This window comes from Kitasatospora sp. NBC_00374, assembly GCF_041434935.1.
Classification (GTDB): domain Bacteria; phylum Actinomycetota; class Actinomycetes; order Streptomycetales; family Streptomycetaceae; genus Kitasatospora.
Map to the genome: position 1 here is coordinate 2716110 of NZ_CP107964.1, position 21427 is coordinate 2737536.

A 21427-nucleotide genomic window follows, 5' to 3' on the forward strand; every position below is an offset into this window, starting at 1 on the left:
CGGGCTCCCGCCCGGCCGGTCCGCGCGGGCCGGCCGGGCGGGGTCCGCCCGGCAGGGGCGGTCCGTCAGTAGCGGTAGTCCGCGGCGACCGCCCGGTGGTCGCTGCCGTCGGCCGGCAGCACCCGCGAGTCGGTCGGCCTGAGGCCGCCCTTGCTGAGGATCTGGTCGATCCTGGCCATCGGGAACGAGGCCGGCCAGGAGAAGCCGAAGCCGTCGCCGGCCGCCCCGTGGGCGGAGCGCATCTGGGCGCTGATCGGGGCCAGGCTGCGGTCGTTCATGGTGCCGTTGAGGTCCCCCATCAGCAGCACCTTCTTGAGCGGCTCCGCCTCGATGGCGTCGCCGAGTGCCTGGGCGCTGACGTCCCGCCGGCCGGCGGTGAAGCCGCCGTCGAACTGCACCCGCACGGACGGCAGGTGTGCCACGTAGACCGCGAGCGGCCCCTTCGGGGTGGTCACCTCGGCACGGAAGGCCCTGGTCCAGCCGATCCGGATGTCCACCACCGCGACGCCGCCGATCGGGTAGCTGGACCACAGCCCGACGGTGCCCTCGACCACGTGGTACGGGTACTTGGCGGCCAGGCCCTTGGTGTACGTGGGGACGGCGCCGGCGGCCAGCTCCTCCAGGGCGACGATCTGCGCCCCGGAGTCGTTGAGCAGCCGCAGGGTGCCGGCCGGGTCGCTGTTGGCGGCCGCGACGTTGTGGGTGAGGACGGTGAAGTCGCCCTTGCCGGAGCCCTTGTCGGTGAGCAGCCCGCCGAAGAGGTTCAGCCAGATGACCGCCGGCATCAGGACGGCGGCCAGCGCGAGCGCGGAGCGGCGCCACAGGGCCAGCCCCAGCAGCACCGGCACCGCGAGCCCGAGCCAGGGCAGGAAGCTCTCCAGCAGGCTGCCGACGTTGCCGACGGCGTTCGGGACCTCGGCGTGGAAGGCGAGCAGGAAGGCGACCAGGAGGGCGAGGACGGCGAGGATCCAGCCGCGGCGCCAGTCGAGCCAGGGGGCGAACCGGGCGCGCAGCCCGGCCGGCCGCCGGATGCCCTTGGACTCCGGCTGCCCGCTCCCCGCGGCCGCCGCCGGATTGTCCGCCTGCACCATCGCCACTCCTCCGCACTCGCCCCGGTCCGCCCGGCTGATGCCGTTTTAGTCTGATTCTCGGCTCAGCCTATGACGGGACAGACGCCTCGCGGACACGCGAAGGTTGCGGCACGCACCGATCAGTGACATTCCCCACCGGACGGGCTCGCGCCGACCCCGTTCAGCACCGCGTCGATCATCTTCCGGGCCAGCTCGGGGTCGTCCAGCGGGGCGTCGTCCCAGAGGATCGTACGCAACAGGATCGGGCCGATCAGCACCTCGCAGACCAGCTCCACGTCGAGGTCGGTGCGCAGCACGCCCTCGTCGATGCCCCGGCGGACGATCGTGCGGACCAGCTCTCGGCGCGGCTTGACCACCCGCTCCTGGTAGGTGGCGCGCAGCTCCGGCCAGTCGTTCATCTGGCCGAGCGCGGACTTCAGCACCCAGCGGGAGCGCTTGGCCAGGCCGCGCTTGCGCATGTACTCGACCATGCCGACCAGCTCTTCGTGGACGGTGCCGCCGGTCAGCTGGGGCGCCGGTGCCTCCAGCCGGGCCACCACGTCGACCAGCAGGGCCTCCATGTTGGTCCAGCGCCGGTAGATGGTGGCCTTGCCGACCCCGGCCTGCGCGGCCACCCGCTCGATGGAGAGTTCGGCGAGGCCGACCCCCTCCTCCATCAACTGCTCCACGGCGGCGAAGATGGCCTGCTCGGCCGCCTCGCTGCGGGGCCGCCCCCGTCGCGGAGCGCCGGGCTCAGGGACGGGGACGGCCACGGGGGTGCGGCTGGCGGCCGGGGTGTCGGTCTGCATGCCGCTATTGTCCATGGCCCGAGGTCAGACCTGGGCGGGACGCTGCCGCGCGGGGGCCCGGTCGGGTGCGCCGGGGCCGGCCGCACCGGCCGGGGCCCGGCCCGGCAGCAGCAGGAGGGCGATCACGGCGCCGGCGACGGTGATGCCGCCGGACAGGCCCGCGACCACGTGCATGGCGTGGACGAAGGAGTCCTGGGCCGGTGCCACCAGCCCCGGGTTGTGGGTGCTTCCGGCGACGGCCACGGTGGCCTCCAGCGACTCGCCGGCCTTGTCCCGCAGGGCCGGCGGGAGCGCCGCGAGCCGGTCGGCCATGCCGTCGCGGTAGACGGTGGAGAGCACCGCGCCGAGGATGGCGACCCCGAGCGAGCCGCCGACCTGCCGGAAGGTGTTGTTCAGCGCGGAGCCCGCGCCGGCCTTCTCCCGGGGCAGCGAGCCCATGATCGCGACGGTGACCGGCGGCATCACGTGCGCCATGCCGGTGCCCATCACGAAGCCGAGCACGATCAGCACCCAGATCGGGGTGTCGGTGTCGAGGCCCAGGTAGCCGAACAGGCCGACCGCGACCAGCGCCATACCGGCCGCGCAGGTGGCGCGTACCCCGAAGCGGTCGACCACCAGCCGGGCCCGCGGCGCGAAGATCATCTGTGCGCCGGCCAGCGGGAGCATCAGCAGGCCGGCCTGCAGGGCGCTGTAGCCGCGCACGCTCTGGGTGTAGAAGACGCCGAAGAAGGAGACGCCCATCAGTGCGAAGAAGATCACGCCGATCACCACGACCGAGGCCGAGAACACCTTGTTGCGGAACCAGGTGATGTCCAGGGCGGGGTGGCTGGTGCGCTTCTCGAACAGGACGAAGGCGGCCAGCGCGACCAGGCCGATCAGGATCGGCACCCAGGCCCCGGGGTCCGCGAAGTCGGCCAGTTCGCCGCCCTTGATGATGCCGTAGATCAGTGCGACCAGGCCGACGATCGACAGCAGCACGCCGACCGGGTCGAGCCGGCCCGGGTTCGGGTCCTTGGAGTCGGGCACCAGCAGGCCCATCGCGACCAGGGCGAGGGCCACGATCGGCACGTTGACCAGGAAGACCGAGCCCCACCAGAAGTGCTCGATCAGCAGACCGCCGGTGATCGGGCCGATGGCGATGGCGAGGCCGACCGCGCCGGCCCAGATGCCGATCGCCTTGGGCTGCTCGTGCCGCTCGAAGACGTTCATGATGATGGCCAGCGTGGCCGGCATCACGAAGGCGCCGCCGAGGCCCATCACGGCCCGGAAGGCGATCAGCTGGCCGGGCGAGTCGGCGAACGCGGAGAGCAGCGAACCGAGGCCGAAGACCAGCATGCCGCCGAGCAGCGTCCACTTGCGGCCGAGCCGGTCGCCGAGCAGGCCCGCGGTGAACAGCAGCCCGGCGAAGACCAGCGTGTAGGAGTTGATCGACCACTCCAGATCGCTCTGGGTGGCGCCCAGGCCGGTCGGCGCGGGGGTGGCGATGGTCTTCATCGCGACGTTGAGGATCGACGTGTCGAGCACGACGACGAGCAGGGCGAGCACCAGGGTGCTCAGGATCGCCCATCGGCGGCGGTGGATGGCTTCGGGCACGCGTGGCGTGGCGATGGCGGTGGTCATGGGTGTGTCTTCCCTGTCCGTACGAAGAGGTCCGGACTTACGAGTCGAGTTCGTCTCGTAACCCCTGGGCCCAGGGTAGCCCTCATTTCGATACGAGACAGGGCCGTATCGCAAATTTCGGGTAAAGGAGCGGGACGCGGACCCGCGACCGCACCCCTCTTTGCGCTCGGGCGCGGGCGTGCAAGCATGGGAGCAGATCCGGGGACGCCGTACGGCGCCACGAGACGACAACCCTTCAGGAGCCTGTTCGATGAACGCTTCTCCGCTCTCGCCTGCCCCGACGCAGGCACCCGCCCCCCAGGGCAACACCCTCTACGGGGGTGTCACCAACCGTCGGGTCACCGTCCGCGACCTGGCCGCCGCCAAGCAGCGCGGCGAGCGCTGGTCGATGCTGACCGCCTACGACGCGCTGACCGCCGGCGTCTTCGACGAGGCCGGCATCCCGGTGCTGCTGGTCGGCGACTCGGCCGGCAACTGTCACCTCGGCTACGAGACCACGGTGCCGGTCACCATGGACCAGATGGTGATGCTGTCCGCCGCCGTGGTCCGCGGCACCAAGCGGGCCATGGTCGTCGGCGACATGCCGTTCGGCTCGTACCAGGAGTCCCCCGGCCAGGCCATGCACAACGCGGCCCGGCTGATGAAGGAGGCCGGGGTCGGCGCGGTCAAGCTGGAGGGCGGCGAGCGCAGCGCCCGCTCGATCGAGCTGCTGGTCGAGGCCGGCATCCCGGTGATGGCCCACATCGGGCTGACCCCGCAGTCGGTGCACGCGCTCGGCGGCTACCCCGTCCAGGGCCGCGGCGACGAAGCGGCCCACCAGCTGCTGCGCGACGCCAAGGCCGTCCAGCAGGCCGGCGCCTTCGCGGTCGTGCTGGAGGCCGTCCCGGCCGAGCTCGCCGGGCAGGTCACCGAGCAGCTGGTGATCCCGACCGTCGGCATCGGCGCCGGTGCCGGGACCGACGCCCAGGTGCTGGTCTGGACCGACATGGCCGGTATGACCGCCGGCCGGGTGCCGAAGTTCGTCAAGCAGTACGCCAACCTGCGGGCCGTCCTCGGCGACGCCGCCCGCGAGTTCGCGGCCGAGGTCGGCGCCGGCACCTTCCCGGCGCCGGAGCACACCTTCAAGTAGCGGCCCGCCGCCCGTCCGGCCCGGCGAAACGCCGGGCCGGACGGGCGCGACGGCAGCACGACAGCCCGCTGTCAGCGGCGACAGCGCCCTGACAGCGCCCTGGCAGCGGGGCCGGGCAGCCTGACGGCATGACAGGAATCGCCACCGCCCCGAACGACCGGGGACAGCGCACCAACGCCGTCGAGGTCCGCGGCATCGTGAAGCACTACGGCGCGACCAAGGCGCTCGACGGCGTCGACCTCACCGTCCGCGAAGGCACCGTACTCGGTCTGCTCGGCCCGAACGGCGCCGGCAAGACCACCCTGGTCCGGGTGCTCTCCACGCTGATCAAGCCGGATGCCGGCACCGCCTTCGTCGGCGGCTACGACGTCCTGCGCCAGCCGAAGCAGCTGCGCCGCACCATCGGCCTGACCGGGCAGTACGCCTCGGTCGACGAGCTGCTCTCCGGCTACGAGAACCTCTACCTGATCGGGCGCCTGCTGGACCTCTCCGGCAAGGAGTCCAAGGCCCGGGCCGCCGAGCTGCTGGAGCGCTTCTCGCTGACCGAGGCCGCCAAGCGCCCGGCCAAGACCTACTCGGGCGGTATGCGCCGGCGCCTCGACCTCGCCGCCAGCATGATCGGCCGGCCCAAGGTGCTCTACCTGGACGAGCCCACCACCGGCCTCGACCCGCGGACCCGCAACGAGGTCTGGGACGAGGTGCAGCGGATGGTAGGCGAGGGCTCGACCGTCCTGCTGACCACCCAGTACATGGAGGAGGCCGAGCAGCTCGCCCACGAGCTGACCGTCATCGACCGCGGCCGGGTGATCGCCAACGGCGGGATCGAGGAGCTGAAGACCCAGGTCGGCGGCCAGACCCTGCAGGTCCGGCCGGTGCACCCGGCCGAGCTGCCCGAGATGGTCCGCTGCCTGCAGGAGACCGGCATCGGTGCGACCTTCTCCGCCGACACCGGGCTGCTCTCGGTGCCGATCGCCGGCGACGACCAACTCACCGCCGTGATCGGCGTGCTGGGCGGCCGCGGCTTCGCCCTCGCCGGCATCGACACCAAGCTGCCCAGCCTGGACGAGGTCTTCCTGGCGATCACCGGCAAGCCGGCCGGCGCCGAGCCCACCGCCCCGACCCTCACGAAGGAGCCCGTGGCATGAGCGCCGCGACCCTGGCCCCCGGCCACCTGGACGACTCCCGGATCGGCCTGCGCGCGAGCGTGCGCCACGTCGGGGCACTGACCCGGCGCAACCTGATGCGGATCAAGGCCGACCCGGAGTCCATGCTGGACGCCCTGCTGATCCCGGTCGTCTTCACCGTGCTGTTCGTCTACGTGTTCGGCGGCGCGGTGGCCGGCACCCAGCAGGACTACATCCAGTGGATGATCCCCGGCCTGCTCGGCACCACCGGCCTCAACCTGGCGATGTCGGTGGGCACCGGCCTGAACAGCGACTTCCAGACCGGCGTCATGGACCGGTTCCGCACTCTGCCGATCGGGCGCGCGGCGGTGCTGCTGTCGAAGATCGCGGCGGAGACCTGCCGGGCGCTGGTCTCCTTCACCATCCTGATCGCCTTCGCGATGCTGATCGGGCTGCGGATCAAGACCGGCTTCCCGGAGCTGCTGGCCGCCGTCGGCCTGTCCCTGGTGTTCGGCATGTCGATCGTGTGGATCTCGATGCTGCTGGGCATGGCCATGCGCAGCGCCCAGGCGGTCCAGGGGGTGGGGATGCTGGTGATCATGCCGCTGCAGTTCGGCAGCTCGATCTTCGCGCCCACCACCACCATGCCCGGCTGGCTGCAGACCTTCACCGAGTACAACCCGCTCTCGGCACTGGCCGACGCCTGCCGCAACCTGATCAACGGCGGGCCGCTGGCCCACTCGGTGACCGTGGTGCTGGTCTGCTCCGCGGTGATCACCGCGGTCACCGCCCCGCTGGCGGTCGCCCGCTTCCGCAAGCGCACCTGAGGCCGGGCCGACCCCACTAGAAGTCCCCGGGGTCGTTGAGCAGGGCGGTCGCCTCCGAGAGCGTGAGGCGGCCGCCCTCCTCGACCGCCGCCCGGTACTCCTGCGGGCCGAGCAGGGCCATCAGCCCGTCACCGGTCCGCGCCCGCTCCGTCCGTTCCAGGATCGAACCCATCGCGCCGTGCAGGCCGAGGTGCGCGCCCAGCAGGACGGCCCCGCGCCGGGCCGCCCGCGGCTCGTCCCGCTGCTCGGCGTAGCCGAGCATGATCGCGGACGCGGGCAGCAGCAGCAGCATGCTCATGTGCTCGGCGAAGACCGTGGCGACGCCCCCGACCCGGACGATCCGACGGCGGCTCTCCCGCACGAGCTCGATCCCGCGCACCGCATCGCCGGACCGGCTCGCCACCCAGCCGCGCAGGCAGGAGACGATGCCCTCGAAGATCTCCGGCGCGATCGGCCCGAAGGTGTCCTGGTCCGCCACCAGCAGGTCCAGCTGCTCGTCGGCCTGCGGGTACTGCGCGCGCTCGACGTGGATGCTGCACAGCACCAGCCGCCCGTACAGCATCGCGCCGTCCGCCGACTGGTTGCCCTTGCGCACACTGTCCAGCGCGGCCCGCACCAGCCGCTCGCCCTCCACCGGGTCCAGCTCGTACAGGGCCTCGCCCAGCCGGGCCTGGAGCAGCGGCACCTCCTGCGGGGCGCCGAGCTCCTCGGCCAGCTCGATCGCCCGCCGGTAGGCCTCGGTCGCGCCGACCGCGTCACCGCGTTTGGCCACGTTCTCGGCCTTGGAGGAGTACGCCTCGGACATCCCCCAGATGTCGCCGAGCTCGATGGACAGGGCCAGCGCCTCCTCGCTGTCCCGCACGGCCTGGTCCAGGCCCCCCACCCAGTCGTTCAGCAGCCGGGCGCGGATCTGCAGCACGAAGGCCAGATCCGTCGGCCGGCCGTGCCGGCGGGCCCCCGCCACCGCGTCGTCCAGCAGGCCGACCAGCTGGTCGATGTCGCCCGACAGGAAGGCGGCGAACACCCGCAGCAGCACCGGGAAGCGGTACGACTGCGGCAGGTCCGGCGTGTAGGCCGCCAGGACCCGGTCGGCGTGGGCCGCCGTCTCCGGTTCGCCGAACGCCGAGAGGTTGCCGGTGAACCGGGCGACCAGCCGGTGGATGTGGAGCTGGCGCCTGGCCTCCTCCAGCTGGGTGCGCGGCAGCGGCAGCGGCACCGCCAGCGGGTCGACCTCCAGCGGAACCGGCGCCGGGGCGTCCTCGGCGAACGGGTCCGGGCCGAGCGCGCACACCTGCTCGTACCAGGTGTACGCCTCCTCGCGGTAGTTGCGCAGTGACCAGAACCAGCTCATCGCCAGCGCGAGCACCAGCGCCTGCTGCTCGTCCCGGGTGTCGACCGCGCGGCGCAGGGCGGCCCGGATGTTGTCCTGCTCGCGTTCCAGTACGGCCAGCCAGTGGATCTGCCGGGGGCCCCGCAGGCTCCGGTCGGCGGCGCGGACGAGCTCGCGGTAGGAGGCGGCGTGACGGTCCGCCACCCGTTCCGCCTCGCCGGAGGCGGCGAGGCGTTCGGCGGCGTACTCGTGGATGGTCTCCAGCATCCAGTACCGGGGCTCCGCGCCCAGCCCCGCCACCACGAGCGACTTGTCGACCAGCGAGAGCAGGAGGTCGGCGACCTCCTGGGCGGGCACGTCGGCGTCGTCGGCGAGGACCTGCTCGGCGCTCTCCAGGGTGCAGCCGCCGGCGAAGACCGACAGCCGGCGCAGGACCGCCCGCTCGCGTTTGCCGAGCAGGTCCCAGCTCCAGTCGACCACCGCGCGCAGGGTCTGCTGACGCGGCAGCAGCGTGCGGGAGCCGGCGGTGAGCAGGGCGAAGCGGCCGTCCAGGCGGTCGGCTATCTGGCGGGGGGTCAGGCCGCGCAGCCGGGCGGCGGCGAGCTCGATGGCGAGCGGGAGGCCGTCCAGCCGGCGGCAGATCTCGGCGCAGGCCCGCGGGTCGTCGGCCGGGTCGAAGCCGGGGCGGGCGGCGGCGCCGCGCTCGGCCAGCAGGCGCAGCGCGGCGGCGTCCGGCAGCGGCTCGACCGGCAGCACCCGCTCACCGGGGACGCCGAGCGGCTCGCGGCTGGTGGCGAGGATCGTCAGGCCCGGGCACTCGGCGAGCAGCTGGTCGGCGAGCTCGGCGGCGGCCTGGATCAGGTGTTCGCAGTTGTCCAGGACCAGCAGCATCCGGCGCCGGGCGCAGTGGTCGACGATCCGGCGCAGCGGGTCCCGCTCGCGGGCCTCGATCGCCTCGGCGACGGCGCCGCCGGTGTGCAGGACGGTCTCGCGCAGGCCGAGTGCGGAGAACACGGCGCCGGGGACCGCGGCCGGGTCCTCCAGCGGGGCGAGCTCGGCCAGCCAGACACCGTCCGGCCAGGCGCCGTCGGCCTGTGCGGCGCGGCCGGCCTCGACCGACAGCCGGGTCTTGCCGGAGCCGCCGGGGCCGGTGAGGGTGGTCAGCCGGCCGTCGGCCAGCGTCCGGCCGAGGGCGGCCAGGTCGTGGTCGCGGCCGACGAAGCTGGTCAGCCGGGGGCGCAGGTTGCCGCCGGTGCGGGCCGGCCGGGGCGTCTCGGCCGGGGCCTGCGTTTGCGCCTCGGGGGCGGCCGGGGCGAGCAGTTGCCGGTGCAGGGCCTGCAGGTCGCGGCCGGGGTCGGTGCCGAGCCGGTCGGCGAGGATCCGCCGGGCGGTCTCGTACTGCTGGAGGGCCTCGGCGGTGCGGCCGTCCTGGTGCAGGGCGCGGATCAGCAGGGCGTGCAGCTGTTCGTCCAGCGGGCGCTGTACGCACAGTTCGGCCAGTTCGGCGGTGAGGTGGCCGCCCCGGCCGAGTGTGAGGTCGGCGGTGATCCGGTGCCGGCGGGCCTCGTCGTGCTGGGCCTCCAGCCGGGCGGCGGGGCCGCCGCGGTCGGGCAGGTCGGCCAGGGCGGGGCCGCGCCACAGGGCGAGGGCGGCGTGCAGATCCTCGGCCGCGCGGGCGTGGTCGCCGTCGGCGAGGGCCCGTCGTCCCTGGTCCGCCAGCCGCTGGAAGTCGCCGACGTCGGTCGTGCCGCCGGTCAGCCAGTAGCCGGCCGGGCCGTAGCCGATCTCCGCGCGGCCGACGGTACGGCGCAGCCGGCCGACCAGGGTCTGCAGGGAGGCGGCGGAGTCCTGCGGCGGGTCCGCGTCCCAGACCTCCTCGACCAGCAGCTCGGCCGGGACGGGCCGGCCCTGGCGCAGCACCAGGGCGGCCAGCAGGGCGCGCAGCCGGGCACCGCCGAGCGGGACCGGGGTGCCGTCGTCGCGGTGGGCCGTGGTGGTGCCGAGGATGCCGTAGTGCACGGGGACCATTCTGGTGGACGTCCGGGGAGCCGCACGCCCTTTACCGCCGCCGGAACGGCTCCGGGTCGCCGGACGTTCACCGGGGGTCGCCCCTGCCGAGGGCCGGGAAGGGTTGTCCGGCCGCCCGGCACCCGGCATGATCGTCCCTCTGCCCGTCCCACCAGTCCCCGGAGTCCAGCCACCATGACCTATGCCACCGCCGACCGCCGCAGCGAGGAGAACCGGATCAGCCCGGTCTTCTGGGTGCTGCTCGCGATCCTGGGCACCTCCGCGTGGGCGGTGGCCACCGGCTACGGCAGCTCGCGCTTCGGGGTCTTCCTGTTCGTGGTCGCCGGCTGGATGGTCTCGCTCTGCCTGCACGAGTACGCGCACGCGCGCACCGCGCTGCACGGCGGCGACATCACGATCGGGGCCAAGGGCTATCTGACCCTCAACCCGTTCAAGTACGCGCACGCCGTGCTGAGCTTCGTGCTGCCGGTGGTCTTCGTGATCATGGGCGGTATCGGCCTGCCGGGCGGCGCGGTCTTCATCGAACGGCACCGGATCCAGGGCCGGCTGAAGCACAGCCTGATCTCCGCCGCCGGGCCGCTGGTGAACCTGGCGTTCGGCGTGGTGCTGCTGGTGCTGGTCGGCGGGGGCGTGTTCGACGACCCGTCCCTGCCCAGCCAGTTCGACGGCCACGAGGTGCCGGTGTCGCCGTTCCCCGCGGCGCTCGCCTTCCTGGCGTATCTGCAGATCACCGCGGCGATCCTGAACTTCCTGCCGGTCCCGGGGCTGGACGGCTACGGGATCCTGGAGCCCTGGCTCTCGTACCGGACCAGGCGCGCGGTCGAGCCGTACGCCCCGTACGGGATGCTGGCGCTGTTCGTGGTGATCTGGCAGACCGAGGCCGGCCGGTGGCTGAGCGACCTGGCGCTGGGGTTCATCGGCCTGTTCGGCGTGCAGGACTACGTGGTGGCCGTCGGGGACGCGCTGTTCCGGTTCTGGAAGTAGCCCCCGGCCCGCCCGGACGACCGGTCAGGCCGCGGTCAGGCCTGCTGCTCGGCGGCGCGGGCCCGCTCGATCCGGTCCTTGCGGACGTAGAACCAGGCCATGTTGCTGGCGACACCGGCCATCAGCACCCAGACGACCCCGAACCAGTTGCCCTCCACGAAGGAGACGACGGCCGCCGTGACGGCGAGCACGAGGACGATCGAGGCGAGCAGGGCGTTGCGGGGCATGGCGGGAGCTCCTGGCTGGGGGCGCCCCGGCGGGGGCCGGGGCGGGGTGGTCACCGTCCATTGTCGCCGAAGGGCCGCCTCGGGCGGGTCGAGGGGGCCCTTCGGGTGTCGGACGCGGTCCGGGCCGGGGCTCAGATGTCGGTGACCCGCAGACCGGCGTGGGCCTTGTAGCGGCGGTTGACCGAGATCAGGTTGGCGACCAGCGACTCCACCTGGTGGGCGTTGCGCAGCCGGCCGGCGAAGACGCCGCGCATGCCGGGGATCCGCTCGGCGAGGGCCTGCACCAGGTCGGTGGCGGCGCGCTCGTCGCCGAGCACCATCACGTCGGTGTCGATCCGCTCGATCGTGCGGTCCTGCAGCAGCACCGCGGACAGGTGGTGGAAGGCGGCCGTCACCCGGGAGTCGGGCAGCAGGGCGGCGGCCTGCTGGGCGGCGCTGCCCTCCTCGGGCTTGAGCGCGTAGGCGCCCTGCTTGTCGAAGCCCAGCGGGTTGACGCAGTCGACGACGATCTTGCCGGCCAGCTCGGCGCGGAGCGCGGTGAGGGTGGCGGCGTGTCCGTCCCACGGCACCGCGATGATCACGATGTCGCTCTCCCGCGCGCAGGTCGCGTTGTCCGCGCCGCGGACCCCCGGGCCCAGCTCGGCGGCGGCGGCCTCGGCCCGGTCGGCCGTCCGGGAGCCGATGATCACCTGCTGGCCGGCGGCGGCGAGCCGGTAGGCGAGGCCGCGGCCCTGGTCCCCGGTGCCACCCAGGACACCGACCACCAGCTCGGATACCTCGGGCTGCGCGGGGGTGGCGGCGGCAGCGGGTGCGTTCACTGAATCGGGGTGCGTCATGCGGAAGATCCTGCCAAAGCCGGGGCCGCTGCTCCACGCTGTGCCCCATGGACGCACTGAGAGTTTCAGCACTCCGTGAGGCGTTGGCGGGCAGCGGCTGGCCCGAGTCCACCCTGGAGTTCGGCGGGGAGCTGCGCCGTTCGGTGGCCGGCCGCGGCACGCGCGGGCTGCTGCTGGTCGGCACCGCCGGGTACGAGCCCTGGCACCTGGCGGCCCATCTGGGTGACGAGGCCCTGCGGTCGGGCGCCGCCGCGCTGGCCCCGACGCTGCTGCGGCACGTCGTACCGCCGGGCGCGCCGGCCCACCTGGCGCACGGTCTGCGGCGGCTGACCGAGAGCCCGCGCGGGACGACGGTACTGGTGGTGGCCCCCGGGGCGGCCGACGAGCGGCTGCTGGAGCGGATCCAGGACGCCCGGCGCGGCGGTGCGGCGGTCTTCGCCCTGGACGGCGGCGAGGAGGAGCTGGGCCCGCTGGCGCACCAGCGGCTGGCCGTCCCGGGCGCCGCCGAGGAGCCCTTCGAGCTGCTCCAGCACCTGGTCGGCAGCGCCGCCGGGGCGGCACGTCGGCCGCTGCCCCGGTGGCGGCGGCTGGCCGTCCGGCTGGCCGGTTCGCCCGCCCTGCACTGGTAATTCGTTTGCCTCCCGTACCCGGCCGGGTCGATGCTCTCGGTCTGTGACCTCCCCAGACCAGGCCTCCCCACCGGTCCCCCGTGCCCGGAGTCTGCTGCCCGATCTCGCGCCCTGGCGCTCCTCACGGGACTTCCGACTGCTGTGGAGCTCGGGGTGCATCACCTCGTTCGGCAGCTTCCTGACGTACGTCGCCGTGCCGCTGCAGATCAAGGCACTCACCGGCTCCTCGTTCGCGGTCGGCCTGGTGGGCGCCTTCGAGCTGGTGCCGCTGATCGTCTTCGGGCTGTGGGGCGGCGCGCTCGCCGACGCGCTGGACCGGCGGAAGCTGGTGCTCTCCGCCGAGGCGGGCCTGGCCCTGCTGACCGGGGTGCTGCTGCTGAACGCCCTGCTGCCGAACCCGCTGCTCTGGCCGATCTACCTGGTCGCCGCCCTGGTCGCGGCGCTCGACGGTCTCCAGCGGCCGGCCCTGGACTCGCTCACCCCGCGGATCGTCGCGCACGACCAGCTGACCGCCGCGTTCGCGCTCAACTCGCTGTACCGCAACGTCGGTTCGGTGGCCGGCCCGGCGCTGGCCGGCATCATCGTGGCGACCGCCGGCGTGCAGACGGCGTTCGCCCTGGACGTGGCCACCTTCGTCGTCTCGCTGCTGCTGCTCGCCCGGATGCGGGCCGTGCCGCCGCCCAGCGGCGCCGAGAAGCCGTCGGTGCGGGCGATCGTCACCGGGGTGAGGTACGCCTGGAGCCGCAAGGACCTGCTGGGTACCTACGTGATCGATACCTGCGCGATGCTGTTCGCCTTCCCGGTGGCGATCTACCCGTTCTTCGCCTCGGAGCTGCACGCCGACCGGGCGCTCGGCCTGATGTACGGCGCGACCGCCGTCGGCGCCCTGGCGGTCTCCGCGACCAGCGGCTGGACCTCGCGCATCCACCGGCACGGCCGGATGCTGGTGCTCGCCGCCCTCGGCTGGGGTGCGGCGATGGCGCTGGCCGGCGTCGCCCCGAACATCTGGTTGGTGCTGCTCTGCCTGGCCCTGGCCGGCGGTGCGGACCAGATCTCCGGCACCGCCCGCTCGACCATGTGGAACCAGTCCATCCCGGACGCGGTGCGCGGCCGGATGGCCGGCGTCGAACTGCTCAGCTACTCGGTCGGTCCGCAGCTCGGCCAGGTCAGGGCCGGCGGCATGGCGGGCCTGGTCGGTGTGCGCGGCTCGATCTGGATCGGCGGCCTGGCCTGTGTGGCCGGTGTGGTCGCGCTCACCGCGGCCCTGCCCCGGCTGCTCGCCTACGACGACCGCACCGACGCGCACGCGGCCGCCGTGCGGGCCGAGCACGAGGCCCGGGAGGCAGCCCGGGAGGCAGCCCCGGCGGCGTGACCGCCGGGGCCGGCGCGGCGGCGGCTCCGGACGGGGTCAGGTCTGCCCGTCCGCGGGGGCGTCGTCCTGCCAGCGCGGGTCGTTCTTCCACTCGCGGTTGCGCTCGGCGGCGGTCTCCAGCGCGTGCCCGGCCTCCTCGCGACTCGCGTACGGGCCGAGCCGGTCCTTGGCCGGGCACTCCGGGCCCTCCTCCACCTTGTGGTGCTTGATGCAGTAGAACCACTCCCCCGGCCTGCCTGTGCCCTTGCGGCCGAATCCCAACGCCATCGTGCGCCTCCCGTTCCCGTCGTCCCGGCCTGACGGCCGTACTGATCATTCCCGGTGCCCCGGCCCGCACACACGGCCGGGGTACCGGCCGGGTACGGCCGATAGACTCGCCGTCATGGCTCTGGTACCCGGCATCGTGTCCCCCACCCGCAAGGTCCCCGCGCACATCGCGCGCCCGGAGTACGTCGGCCGGCCCGCGCCGACCCCGTACACCGGGCCGGAGGTGCAGACCTCGGAGACGATCGAGAAGATGCGGATCGCCGGGCAGATCGCCGCCCGGGCGATGGAGGAGGCCGCCAAGCTGATCGAGCCCGGGATCACCACGGACGCACTGGACGTGGTCGCGCACGAGTACATGTGCGACCACGGCGCCTACCCCTCGGACCTCGGCTACCGGGGCTTCCCCAAGTCGATCTGCACCTCCGTCAACGAGGTGATCTGCCACGGCATCCCGGACTCGACGGTCCTTCAGGACGGCGACATCGTCAACATCGACGCCACCGCCTTCATCCACGGGGTGCACGGCGACCTGAACGCGACCTACCTGTGCGGCAACGTGGACGAGGAGTCCAAGCTCCTGGTCGAGCGCACCCGCGAGTCGCTGAACCGGGCGATCAAGGCCGTCAAGCCGGGCCGCCAGGTGAACATCATCGGGCGGGTCATCGAGTCCTACGCCAAGCGCTTCGACTACGGCGTGGTCCGCGACTTCACCGGCCACGGGATCAACACCTCGTTCCACTCCGGCCTGATCATCCCGCACTACGACAGCGAGCGGGCGACCGAGGTGATCCGGCCCGGAATGACCTTCACCATCGAGCCGATGCTGACCCTGGGCACCTACGACTACGAGGTCTGGGCCGACGGCTGGACAGTCGTCACCAAGGACCGCAGGCGCACCGCCCAGTTCGAGCACACCCTGGTCGTCACGGCGGACGGCGCGGAGATCCTCACCCTCCCGTAGCACCCGGCACACCGAGAGAGGGCCGCCCCGGACGGGGCGGCCCTCTCTCGTACGTCCTCGGCGTCAGCCGATCAGCCACTGCTCCTCGGCGACGGCGCCGACCTCGGTGCAGGCGTCGGTGAGCACGTCCAGGACCCGCAGCGGGTCCGGCAGCGACTGCTCGGGGCCGCGCACCCAGCGCACCTGGGTGCCGTCCAGCAGCGCGGCGGGCGGCAGCAGGGTGTACGAGCCGCGGCAGTGCCAGCGCAGGCCCGGGTGCTCGGACATGGTGTCGGGGGTGGAGTCCAGCGCGCTGGTCCACCACTCGTCCTCGTCGGCGGGGGTGCCGCGGGTGGCGGTGAAGAAGAGGTAGCGGTCCTCGCCGACCACGGCGACCGGGCCGCCGATACCGAGCTCGTCCAGCCGCTCCAGCGCCAGCGTGCCGGCCTCGGCCGGCACGTCGAGGACGTCGTGGGCGCGGCCGGTCGCGGTGATGAAGTTCGCCTGCGGATCCCGGGAGAGCCAGCGGGCCAGCTGCTCCGGATCGGTGGTCGCCTGGGACTGCCAGGCGAAGGACACCGGGTGCTGCGCGGGCGCGGGACAGCCGACCCGGTCGCAGGAACATCGGTGGCCGGCGGGGTGCGCCGCAGGTGCCAGCGGGAAACCCGCCCGCACCGCACCCAGCAGCAGATCCAACCGGGTCGCCGCGTCCCCACCCGTGACCTGGCGCTCCTGCTGCCGGTCACGCCGCCACCAGGTTGTCCACCTGCTGCTGGCTTCCATCGGGCCCCTTCCGCACTGCTGTGACCTGCTGTGCCTGGTGTGACACAGCGACCGACGCAACATCCGACGCAACACCGGATCGCGCCCGGGGCTTCCCGGGCGGGCACCGTGCGGTACGTCTGCCATCGGCCGCGTGCCGGGATCGCCGGGCGGCCGACGCCGGGGTCACGGTACGGAGAAACGAGAGTTGCGGCTCGGCGGGCAGGCGCGGAAGCGCCCGGCCCGGCCCGTACGGGGCCCGCGGACCCGGGTGAACCCCGGAGGCGTACAGAGCAGGATAAGGGTGCCGGGACCGTCCGGATGACCGGGGGACGTGCTGCGCCGGTCACATCTGCTGCACATGGCCCGCTCCTTACCGGCACGGGAGCCGCCCGACCCGCACGTACCCTGGACGACGTGAAGAGCAAGGACACCGAATTCGTCGGCGGGCCGCTGGACGGCAGGGTGCTGCCGATCCTGCTGAACCCGTTCCACAACGTCGGCAGGGTCTACCGGGTACCGGTGCCCGCGCACAGCGACCTCCCCCCGGCCACGCTGGTCTACCGCCGCGCCAAGGAGTACGACACCAAGGGCCGGTGGCGCTGGCGCTACGAGTACGACCCCGAGGGCGACGCCGGTGCCGCGGGCGGCTGGGCCGGCCGGCTGCCGTGGTCCGGCAGGCCGGCCGGCACCCGGCCGTAGGCCCGGCTCACCGCTCGCCCACCACTCGTCCACCCCTCGCCCACCTCTCGCTCAGCCCTCCTCGGCGAGGATCAGGTACAGCTTCTTCTTCGCCTCGGCGAGGACCGCCAGGCCCTGGGCCCGCTGGACGTCGCTGCCGGTCGTCATGACCTGGCGCACGGCGTGGTTGACGGCGGCCATCGCCTCGCCGACCTCCTGCACGGCCTCCCAGTCGATCCCGCGGCTCGCCTCGGCCCACGGCGACTCGTCGCCGGCCTCCGCCTCGGCCCGGCCGGCCTCGGTCAGGTCGAACAGCCGCTTCCCGGAGACCTCCCGAGCCTGGATCATGCCCTGCTCCTCCAGCAGCTGGAGGGTCGGGTAGACCGAGCCCGGGCTGGGGCGCCAGGCCCCGCCGGTCCGCTCACCGATCTCGGTGATCATCTCGTAGCCGTGCATCGGCCGTTCCTTCAGCAGGGCCAGCAGCGAGGCTCGGACGTCCCCGCGCCGCGCCCGGCCGCCGCGCCGGCCGCCACCGCGGCCGTGGCCGCCCCGGCCGTGCCCGCCGAAGCCGGGCCCCGGGCCGAACGGGCCCGGGCCGAACGGCCCCGGCCCACCCGGGCCACCGAACGGCCCGAAGGCCGGACGGCCCTCGAAGCCCTCCCCGAACGACTCCGCGAACTCCGGCCGCCGTCCCCGGCGACCCATACCGCGTGTCCGCATTCCTGGGCGCATGAGCGCACCACCTCCCGTTCCCGGACACCTCCGAGCGAGGCATCTCGATAACTCAACGATATATCGCTGACTGTCGGATGACAACGGCTTTCGAGCGGCCACCGAGACGGCGCGCCTTGGGCGGGCCGCGCCGCGTCCGCCGCCGCACCGGCCGTACGCACTACGGTGGCCGCATGGCAGGCGAACGCGATCTCCAGAAGCTGCTCGGCGGGATGCGCCCGGTGCTCAACCCGGGCCGCTACGTCTACTGCACCCTCCCCGGCAAGGTCCCCACCGGACTGCGCCCGGTCGTCACGGTCGTCGAGGCCGAGGGCCCCACGGTCGTGGTGGCGCAGGAGGAGGCCGACGCGCTGGGCCTGCCGTACGACTACGTGGCCGCCTGGATCACCCTGCAGATCCACTCCGCGCTGAACGCCGTCGGCCTCACCGCGGCCGTGGCCGGCCACCTCGCCGACCGGGGCATCAGCTGCAACGTGGTGGCCGGCTTCCACCACGACCACCTGTTCGTCGGCGCCGACGAGGCGGACCGGGCCGTGGCCGCCCTCCGAGAACTGGCGGCCCGTCAGTCCTGAGCCCACGGCGGCGGTTCGGTGCACCGGGCCGGGGTGACCGCCGGCTGCCCCGCTCGGCCCCGGCCGCAACGCCGGTGGGAGCCGGTCCCCGGCCGGTGGACCCACCGGGCCGGCCGTCGGCGATCCGGCGCCGCCGCGGGGGTGTCACCCGGACGGCCCCGTCCGATTGCACGCCCGGCCGGGCCGGGCCGAAGGTCGGGTGACAGTCCGGCACGGCAAGGAGGAGTCATGAGCACTGCGACCGGTCCGACCGTTCCACCGCCGGCGAACAGGCCTCAGGAGAGCGGCAACACCGCCTGGGTGACCGGGCTGGTGCTGTTCGCAGCGGTGGTGATGATGGTCAACGGCATCCTGGAGATCTTCCAGGGGATCATGGCCATCGCCGACGACGACGTCTTCGTCTCCACCCCCCGGTACGTGTTCCGGCTGGACCTGACCAGCTGGGGCTGGATCCACCTGATCCTCGGCCTGCTGGTGCTGGTGACCGGCCTCGCGCTGCTGCGCGCCTCCGCCTGGGCGCGGTACGCGGGCATCTTCTTCGCGTCGCTGAGCATGCTCGGCAGCTTCCTCTCGCTGCCGTACTACCCGCTGTGGTCGGTGGTGGTGCTGACCCTCGACGTGTTCGTGATCTGGGCGCTGTGCGTCTACCGGACGGATCCGCTCGCCTGAGCACGGCCGTCCCGCCCGCCGGGCCCGGAGGTGCTGGGGCATGACCGCCCAAGGATCGGGCTGAGCAGGCACGCCGCCCGGCTGCTCGTCACCGGCCGCCGGCCGATGCCGGTCCGCTCCGGGCGTCCGGACGGCGGGGCCGGGCGGGCCCCGCCGCACCGACCGCCGGCTACTTGCCGAGGGCCGCGACCCCCGCCTGGGCGAACTGCTCGTCCAGGTCGCCGCTGGGCGCGCCCGCCACGCCGACGGCCGCGATCGGGGCACCCTTGGCCTGCACCGGGGCGCCGCCGCCGAGGAAGAGGGTGCCCGGGATGTCCTTCAGGTTCGGCGTGGTGGCGAGGCGCCTGACCAGCTCGGAGGTCGGCGCGTTCCAGGACACCGCGGTGAACGCCTTGCGCTCGGCCGACTCCGGCGACTGCGGGCCGGCGCCGTCGCCCTTGAGCAGCACCCGGGTCACACCGTTGCGGTCCACCACGGCCACCGAGACGTGCTGGCCGTTCTTCTGGGCGGCGTCCAGCGCGGCCTGCGCGGCCCTGGTCGCCGCCTCGACGGTCAGACCGGTGGACTCGGTGAGGTTCCGGTCCGAGACGTCCGCCCTGACGGCGGCGGGCGCCTGGTTCGTCTCGGCGCTCGCCGACACGGCGCCCAGCGTGCCGGCGGCCAGCGCGGCCACCGCGACGGCACCGGTCAGGACACGGGACCGGGGGCTCATCTTCTTCATGCTTCGGCTCCTGCTCGAATCGGCTGCGAAAGCCGCACCGGCTCCCGCTCTGCCTCGATCCTCCGGCCGCCGACCGGACCCGTGGATCGGCGGACCGGCCCGAGCCCGCAGGCATCATGGAGGACAACGGGGTCAGCCGATCGGTTGATGCGCGGGGCCGCCCGGCGGGCCACCATGCGAGGAGAAGAGCTGGTCGGCGGCGTTGCCCGCCGGGCCGGCACAGCAGGCGAGGAGAGCACGTGGACGACACCGGAGCCCCGGCCGGCGACCCCGACGCGGGGTGGCTGGCCACGGTGATGCGGGTCGCCTTCCTGCTGCTGCTCACCGCCTCGCTCACCCGCTACCTGGCCCATCACTGGTACACCCCGCGCACCCCCTGGGTGATCGCCCTCGGCCTCGCGCTGGCCGTCGCTCACCTGCTGCTGCCCACCCGCCGCCCCGGCCGCCCCGGGCCCGGCCCCCGCCCCGCCGAACTGGCCGGCCTGCTCGCGGTGCTCGCCAGCTGGGCGGTGCTCGTCCTGCTGGCGCCCAGCTTCGCCTGGTGCGCCATCCCGCTGATCTACACCGTGCTGCGCGCCCTGCCCACCGGGGCCGCGATCCCGGTGGTCGCGGCGATGACCACGCTGGTCGTGGTCGCCGAACTCCAGCTGGCCGACGGCTTCGACCCGACCCTGCCGCTGCTGCCCCCCACCGTGGCCGGACTGGCCACGGCCGTCTTCCTGTACATGGAACGCCAGGCCACCCGCCAGCGCGCCCTGATCGACGACCTGATCAGCACCCGCCGCGAACTGGCCGCCACCGGACGCCGCGAGGGCGCCCTCGCCGAACGCGAACGGCTCGCCATGGAGATCCACGACACCCTCGCCCAGGGCCTGTCCAGCCAGCAGATGCTGCTCCAGGCCGCCGACCGCACCTGGGAACAGGACCGGGAGACCGCACGCGGCCACGTCCGCACCGCCACCGCCATCACCGCCCGCAACCTCGCCGAGGCCCGCCGCTTCGTCCACGACCTCGCCCCCGCCGAGCTCGCCGACGGCGGCACCCTGGACGCCGCCCTGCGGGCCCTCGCCGAACGGGAGAGCGCCGAGGGCGGCCGCCCGGTGCGCTGCCACGTCGACGGTGTTCCGGCGCCGCTGCCCGCCGCCGCCCAGGCCGCGCTGCTGCGGATCGCCCAGGGCGCGCTGGCCAACGTCCGCGAGCACGCCGGCGCCCGCACGGCCGCGCTCACCCTCTCGTACCTCGGCGACCAGGCCGTCCTGGACATCGCCGACGACGGCCGGGGTTTCGCCCCCGAGAGCCCCCCGGGGCCCGGCGGGGGGCGCGGCCACGGGCTGCCCGCGATGCGGGCCAGGCTGCGTCAGCTCGGCGGCACCCTGACCGTGGAGAGCGGCCCCGGCGAGGGCACCGTGGTCTCCGCCTCGATCCCGCTGTCGACCTCCGGGGAGCAGCGGTGAACGCGACCGTCCGGCTGGTGGTGTGCGACGACCATGCGGTGGTCCGGGCCGGGCTGCTGGCGCTGCTGGCCAGCGCTCCCGGTATCGAGGTGGCCGGCGAGGCCGGCAGCGGCGAGGAGGCGATCACGCTGGCCGCCCGGCTGCGGCCGGACGTGGTGCTGATGGACCTGCAGCTCGGCGAGGGCATCGACGGCATCGAGGCCACCCGCCGGATCACCGCGGCCTCCTCCGCCACCCGGGTCCTGGTGCTCACCACCTACGACACCGACGCGGACATCACCCGGGCGATCGCCGCCGGCGCCACCGGCTACCTGCTCAAGGCCGAGCGGCCGGAGGAGCTGTTCGCCGCCATCCACGCCGCCGCGCAGGGCCGCACCGCCCTCTCCCCGCCGGTGGCCACCCGGGTGATGGCGCAGATGCGCGCCCCCGCACCCCAGCTCACCGACCGCGAGCACGACATCCTGGCCCAACTCGCCCAGGGCCACGGCAACCGCGAGATCGCCCGCGCGCTGTTCATCAGCGAGGCGACCGTCAAGACCCACCTGGGACGGATCTACGCGAAGCTCGGCGTCGACACCCGCGCGGGCGCCGTCGCCACCGCCAAGGAGCGGCGTCTGCTGCGCTGAACCCGCCAGCCGATCGCG

At 73.8% G+C, this 21427-nt stretch carries 22 protein-coding genes; 12 read left to right on the forward strand and 10 right to left on the reverse strand.

Translation table 11 applies throughout. The annotated features are described in order from the left end of the window. Positions 1-65 precede the first annotated feature (65 nt). The 3 genes from OG871_RS12125 to OG871_RS12135 form a co-directional block, all read right to left on the reverse strand. Positions 66-1091 carry an endonuclease/exonuclease/phosphatase family protein gene (locus tag OG871_RS12125; RefSeq protein ID WP_371496746.1) on the reverse strand — a complete coding sequence of 342 codons (1026 nt, stop codon included), beginning with the start codon at positions 1089-1091 and terminating at the stop codon, positions 66-68. A gap of 119 nt (positions 1092-1210) precedes the next feature. Further along, entirely contained in the window at positions 1211-1879 is a 669-nt protein-coding gene (locus tag OG871_RS12130) for a TetR/AcrR family transcriptional regulator (protein ID WP_371496747.1), read from the reverse strand. A 24-nt stretch (positions 1880-1903) separates the two neighbouring features. Next, positions 1904-3499, reverse strand: coding sequence for an MFS transporter (locus tag OG871_RS12135; protein ID WP_371496748.1), 1596 nt, complete (start codon positions 3497-3499; stop codon positions 1904-1906). 250 nt (positions 3500-3749) lie between these two features. On the opposite strand from OG871_RS12135, the gene panB reads away from it, so the two are divergent. From panB to OG871_RS12150, 3 genes are all read left to right on the forward strand, one after another. Further along, positions 3750-4628, forward strand: a complete 879-nt coding sequence (gene panB, locus OG871_RS12140; protein ID WP_371496749.1) for a 3-methyl-2-oxobutanoate hydroxymethyltransferase — start codon at positions 3750-3752, stop codon at positions 4626-4628. A 128-nt stretch (positions 4629-4756) separates the two neighbouring features. Beyond that, complete coding sequence (locus tag OG871_RS12145; protein WP_371496750.1) at positions 4757-5773, forward strand: ATP-binding cassette domain-containing protein; 1017 nt, start codon at positions 4757-4759, stop codon at positions 5771-5773. Next, positions 5770-6579, forward strand: coding sequence for an ABC transporter permease (locus OG871_RS12150; protein WP_371496751.1), 810 nt, complete (start codon positions 5770-5772; stop codon positions 6577-6579). The genes OG871_RS12145 and OG871_RS12150 overlap by 4 nt, the downstream gene beginning before the upstream one ends. Positions 6580-6595: 16 nt before the next feature. On the opposite strand, the gene OG871_RS12155 is transcribed toward OG871_RS12150, so the two are convergent. After that, complete coding sequence (locus OG871_RS12155) at positions 6596-9928, reverse strand: BTAD domain-containing putative transcriptional regulator (protein WP_371496752.1); 3333 nt, start codon at positions 9926-9928, stop codon at positions 6596-6598. 183 nt (positions 9929-10111) lie between these two features. Between OG871_RS12155 and OG871_RS12160 the strand changes: the two genes are divergently transcribed. Continuing rightward, positions 10112-10921 (forward strand): site-2 protease family protein, encoded by an 810-nt coding sequence (locus OG871_RS12160; protein ID WP_371496753.1) that lies wholly within the window; start codon positions 10112-10114, stop codon positions 10919-10921. A gap of 35 nt (positions 10922-10956) precedes the next feature. On the opposite strand, the gene OG871_RS12165 is transcribed toward OG871_RS12160, so the two are convergent. Beyond that, positions 10957-11148: a hypothetical protein gene (locus tag OG871_RS12165; RefSeq protein ID WP_371496754.1), complete on the reverse strand. Its 192-nt coding sequence runs from the start codon at positions 11146-11148 to the stop codon at positions 10957-10959. 131 nt (positions 11149-11279) lie between these two features. Further along, on the reverse strand, positions 11280-11984 hold the full coding sequence (npdG, locus tag OG871_RS12170; RefSeq protein WP_371496755.1) for an NADPH-dependent F420 reductase: 705 nt from the start codon (positions 11982-11984) through the stop codon (positions 11280-11282). 47 nt (positions 11985-12031) lie between these two features. Here npdG and OG871_RS12175 point away from each other — a divergent pair, with 47 nt between their 5' ends. Together OG871_RS12175 and OG871_RS12180 are read left to right on the forward strand one after the other, a co-directional pair. After that, a complete protein-coding gene (locus tag OG871_RS12175; protein ID WP_371496756.1) occupies positions 12032-12613 on the forward strand; it encodes a hypothetical protein in 582 nt (193 codons plus the stop codon). Between the two features lie 43 nt (positions 12614-12656). Further along, the gene (locus OG871_RS12180) at positions 12657-13985 is read left to right on the forward strand and encodes an MFS transporter (protein ID WP_371496757.1); all 1329 of its coding nucleotides are present in this window, start codon (positions 12657-12659) and stop codon (positions 13983-13985) included. A 36-nt stretch (positions 13986-14021) separates the two neighbouring features. Here the strand turns inward: OG871_RS12180 and OG871_RS12185 are convergent, their stop codons facing one another. Next, entirely contained in the window at positions 14022-14252 is a 231-nt protein-coding gene (locus OG871_RS12185; protein ID WP_371496758.1) for a hypothetical protein, read from the reverse strand. Positions 14253-14367: 115 nt separating this feature from the next. Here OG871_RS12185 and map point away from each other — a divergent pair, with 115 nt between their 5' ends. After that, positions 14368-15213 (forward strand): type I methionyl aminopeptidase, encoded by an 846-nt coding sequence (gene map / locus OG871_RS12190; RefSeq protein ID WP_371496759.1) that lies wholly within the window; start codon positions 14368-14370, stop codon positions 15211-15213. A 63-nt stretch (positions 15214-15276) separates the two neighbouring features. Here map and OG871_RS12195 read toward each other — a convergent pair whose 3' ends face one another. Further along, positions 15277-15975: a bifunctional DNA primase/polymerase gene (locus OG871_RS12195; protein ID WP_371496760.1), complete on the reverse strand. Its 699-nt coding sequence runs from the start codon at positions 15973-15975 to the stop codon at positions 15277-15279. 396 nt (positions 15976-16371) lie between these two features. On the opposite strand from OG871_RS12195, the gene OG871_RS12200 reads away from it, so the two are divergent. Beyond that, entirely contained in the window at positions 16372-16656 is a 285-nt protein-coding gene (locus OG871_RS12200) for a hypothetical protein (RefSeq protein WP_371496761.1), read from the forward strand. Between the two features lie 51 nt (positions 16657-16707). Here OG871_RS12200 and OG871_RS12205 read toward each other — a convergent pair whose 3' ends face one another. After that, a complete protein-coding gene (locus OG871_RS12205) occupies positions 16708-17340 on the reverse strand; it encodes a PadR family transcriptional regulator (protein ID WP_371496762.1) in 633 nt (210 codons plus the stop codon). 200 nt (positions 17341-17540) lie between these two features. On the opposite strand from OG871_RS12205, the gene OG871_RS12210 reads away from it, so the two are divergent. Both OG871_RS12210 and OG871_RS12215 read left to right on the forward strand, forming a co-directional pair. Beyond that, positions 17541-17939, forward strand: a complete 399-nt coding sequence (locus OG871_RS12210) for an ACT domain-containing protein (RefSeq protein ID WP_371496763.1) — start codon at positions 17541-17543, stop codon at positions 17937-17939. A gap of 228 nt (positions 17940-18167) precedes the next feature. Further along, entirely contained in the window at positions 18168-18608 is a 441-nt protein-coding gene (locus OG871_RS12215; protein WP_371496764.1) for a hypothetical protein, read from the forward strand. 169 nt (positions 18609-18777) lie between these two features. Here OG871_RS12215 and OG871_RS12220 read toward each other — a convergent pair whose 3' ends face one another. Further along, on the reverse strand, positions 18778-19329 hold the full coding sequence (locus tag OG871_RS12220) for a heme-binding protein (RefSeq protein WP_371496765.1): 552 nt from the start codon (positions 19327-19329) through the stop codon (positions 18778-18780). A gap of 239 nt (positions 19330-19568) precedes the next feature. Between OG871_RS12220 and OG871_RS12225 the strand changes: the two genes are divergently transcribed. Both OG871_RS12225 and OG871_RS12230 read left to right on the forward strand, forming a co-directional pair. Continuing rightward, positions 19569-20783 carry a sensor histidine kinase gene (locus tag OG871_RS12225; RefSeq protein ID WP_371496766.1) on the forward strand — a complete coding sequence of 405 codons (1215 nt, stop codon included), beginning with the start codon at positions 19569-19571 and terminating at the stop codon, positions 20781-20783. Further along, positions 20780-21409, forward strand: coding sequence for a response regulator (locus OG871_RS12230; RefSeq protein WP_371496767.1), 630 nt, complete (start codon positions 20780-20782; stop codon positions 21407-21409). Before OG871_RS12225 ends, OG871_RS12230 begins: the two co-directional genes overlap by 4 nt. The last annotated feature ends 18 nt before the right edge of the window (positions 21410-21427 follow it).

Bases quoted from the DNA above. Each gene is read 5' to 3' on its own strand.
- OG871_RS12215 (WP_371496764.1), top strand. From the start codon at position 18,168: ATGAGCACTGCGACCGGTCCGACCGTTCCACCGCCGGCGAACAGGCCT.
- OG871_RS12130 (WP_371496747.1), bottom strand. From the start codon at position 1,879: ATGCAGACCGACACCCCGGCCGCCAGCCGCACCCCCGTGGCCGTCCCC.
- OG871_RS12185 (WP_371496758.1), bottom strand. From the start codon at position 14,252: ATGGCGTTGGGATTCGGCCGCAAGGGCACAGGCAGGCCGGGGGAGTGG.
- map (WP_371496759.1), top strand. From the start codon at position 14,368: ATGGCTCTGGTACCCGGCATCGTGTCCCCCACCCGCAAGGTCCCCGCG.
- OG871_RS12205 (WP_371496762.1), bottom strand. From the start codon at position 17,340: ATGGGTCGCCGGGGACGGCGGCCGGAGTTCGCGGAGTCGTTCGGGGAG.
- panB (WP_371496749.1), top strand. From the start codon at position 3,750: ATGAACGCTTCTCCGCTCTCGCCTGCCCCGACGCAGGCACCCGCCCCC.
- OG871_RS12195 (WP_371496760.1), bottom strand. From the start codon at position 15,975: ATGGAAGCCAGCAGCAGGTGGACAACCTGGTGGCGGCGTGACCGGCAG.
- OG871_RS12210 (WP_371496763.1), top strand. From the start codon at position 17,541: ATGGCAGGCGAACGCGATCTCCAGAAGCTGCTCGGCGGGATGCGCCCG.
- OG871_RS12150 (WP_371496751.1), top strand. From the start codon at position 5,770: ATGAGCGCCGCGACCCTGGCCCCCGGCCACCTGGACGACTCCCGGATC.
- OG871_RS12165 (WP_371496754.1), bottom strand. From the start codon at position 11,148: ATGCCCCGCAACGCCCTGCTCGCCTCGATCGTCCTCGTGCTCGCCGTC.
- OG871_RS12135 (WP_371496748.1), bottom strand. From the start codon at position 3,499: ATGACCACCGCCATCGCCACGCCACGCGTGCCCGAAGCCATCCACCGC.
- OG871_RS12220 (WP_371496765.1), bottom strand. From the start codon at position 19,329: ATGAAGAAGATGAGCCCCCGGTCCCGTGTCCTGACCGGTGCCGTCGCG.
- OG871_RS12175 (WP_371496756.1), top strand. From the start codon at position 12,032: ATGGACGCACTGAGAGTTTCAGCACTCCGTGAGGCGTTGGCGGGCAGC.
- OG871_RS12145 (WP_371496750.1), top strand. From the start codon at position 4,757: ATGACAGGAATCGCCACCGCCCCGAACGACCGGGGACAGCGCACCAAC.
- OG871_RS12125 (WP_371496746.1), bottom strand. From the start codon at position 1,091: ATGGTGCAGGCGGACAATCCGGCGGCGGCCGCGGGGAGCGGGCAGCCG.
- npdG (WP_371496755.1), bottom strand. From the start codon at position 11,984: ATGACGCACCCCGATTCAGTGAACGCACCCGCTGCCGCCGCCACCCCC.
- OG871_RS12160 (WP_371496753.1), top strand. From the start codon at position 10,112: ATGACCTATGCCACCGCCGACCGCCGCAGCGAGGAGAACCGGATCAGC.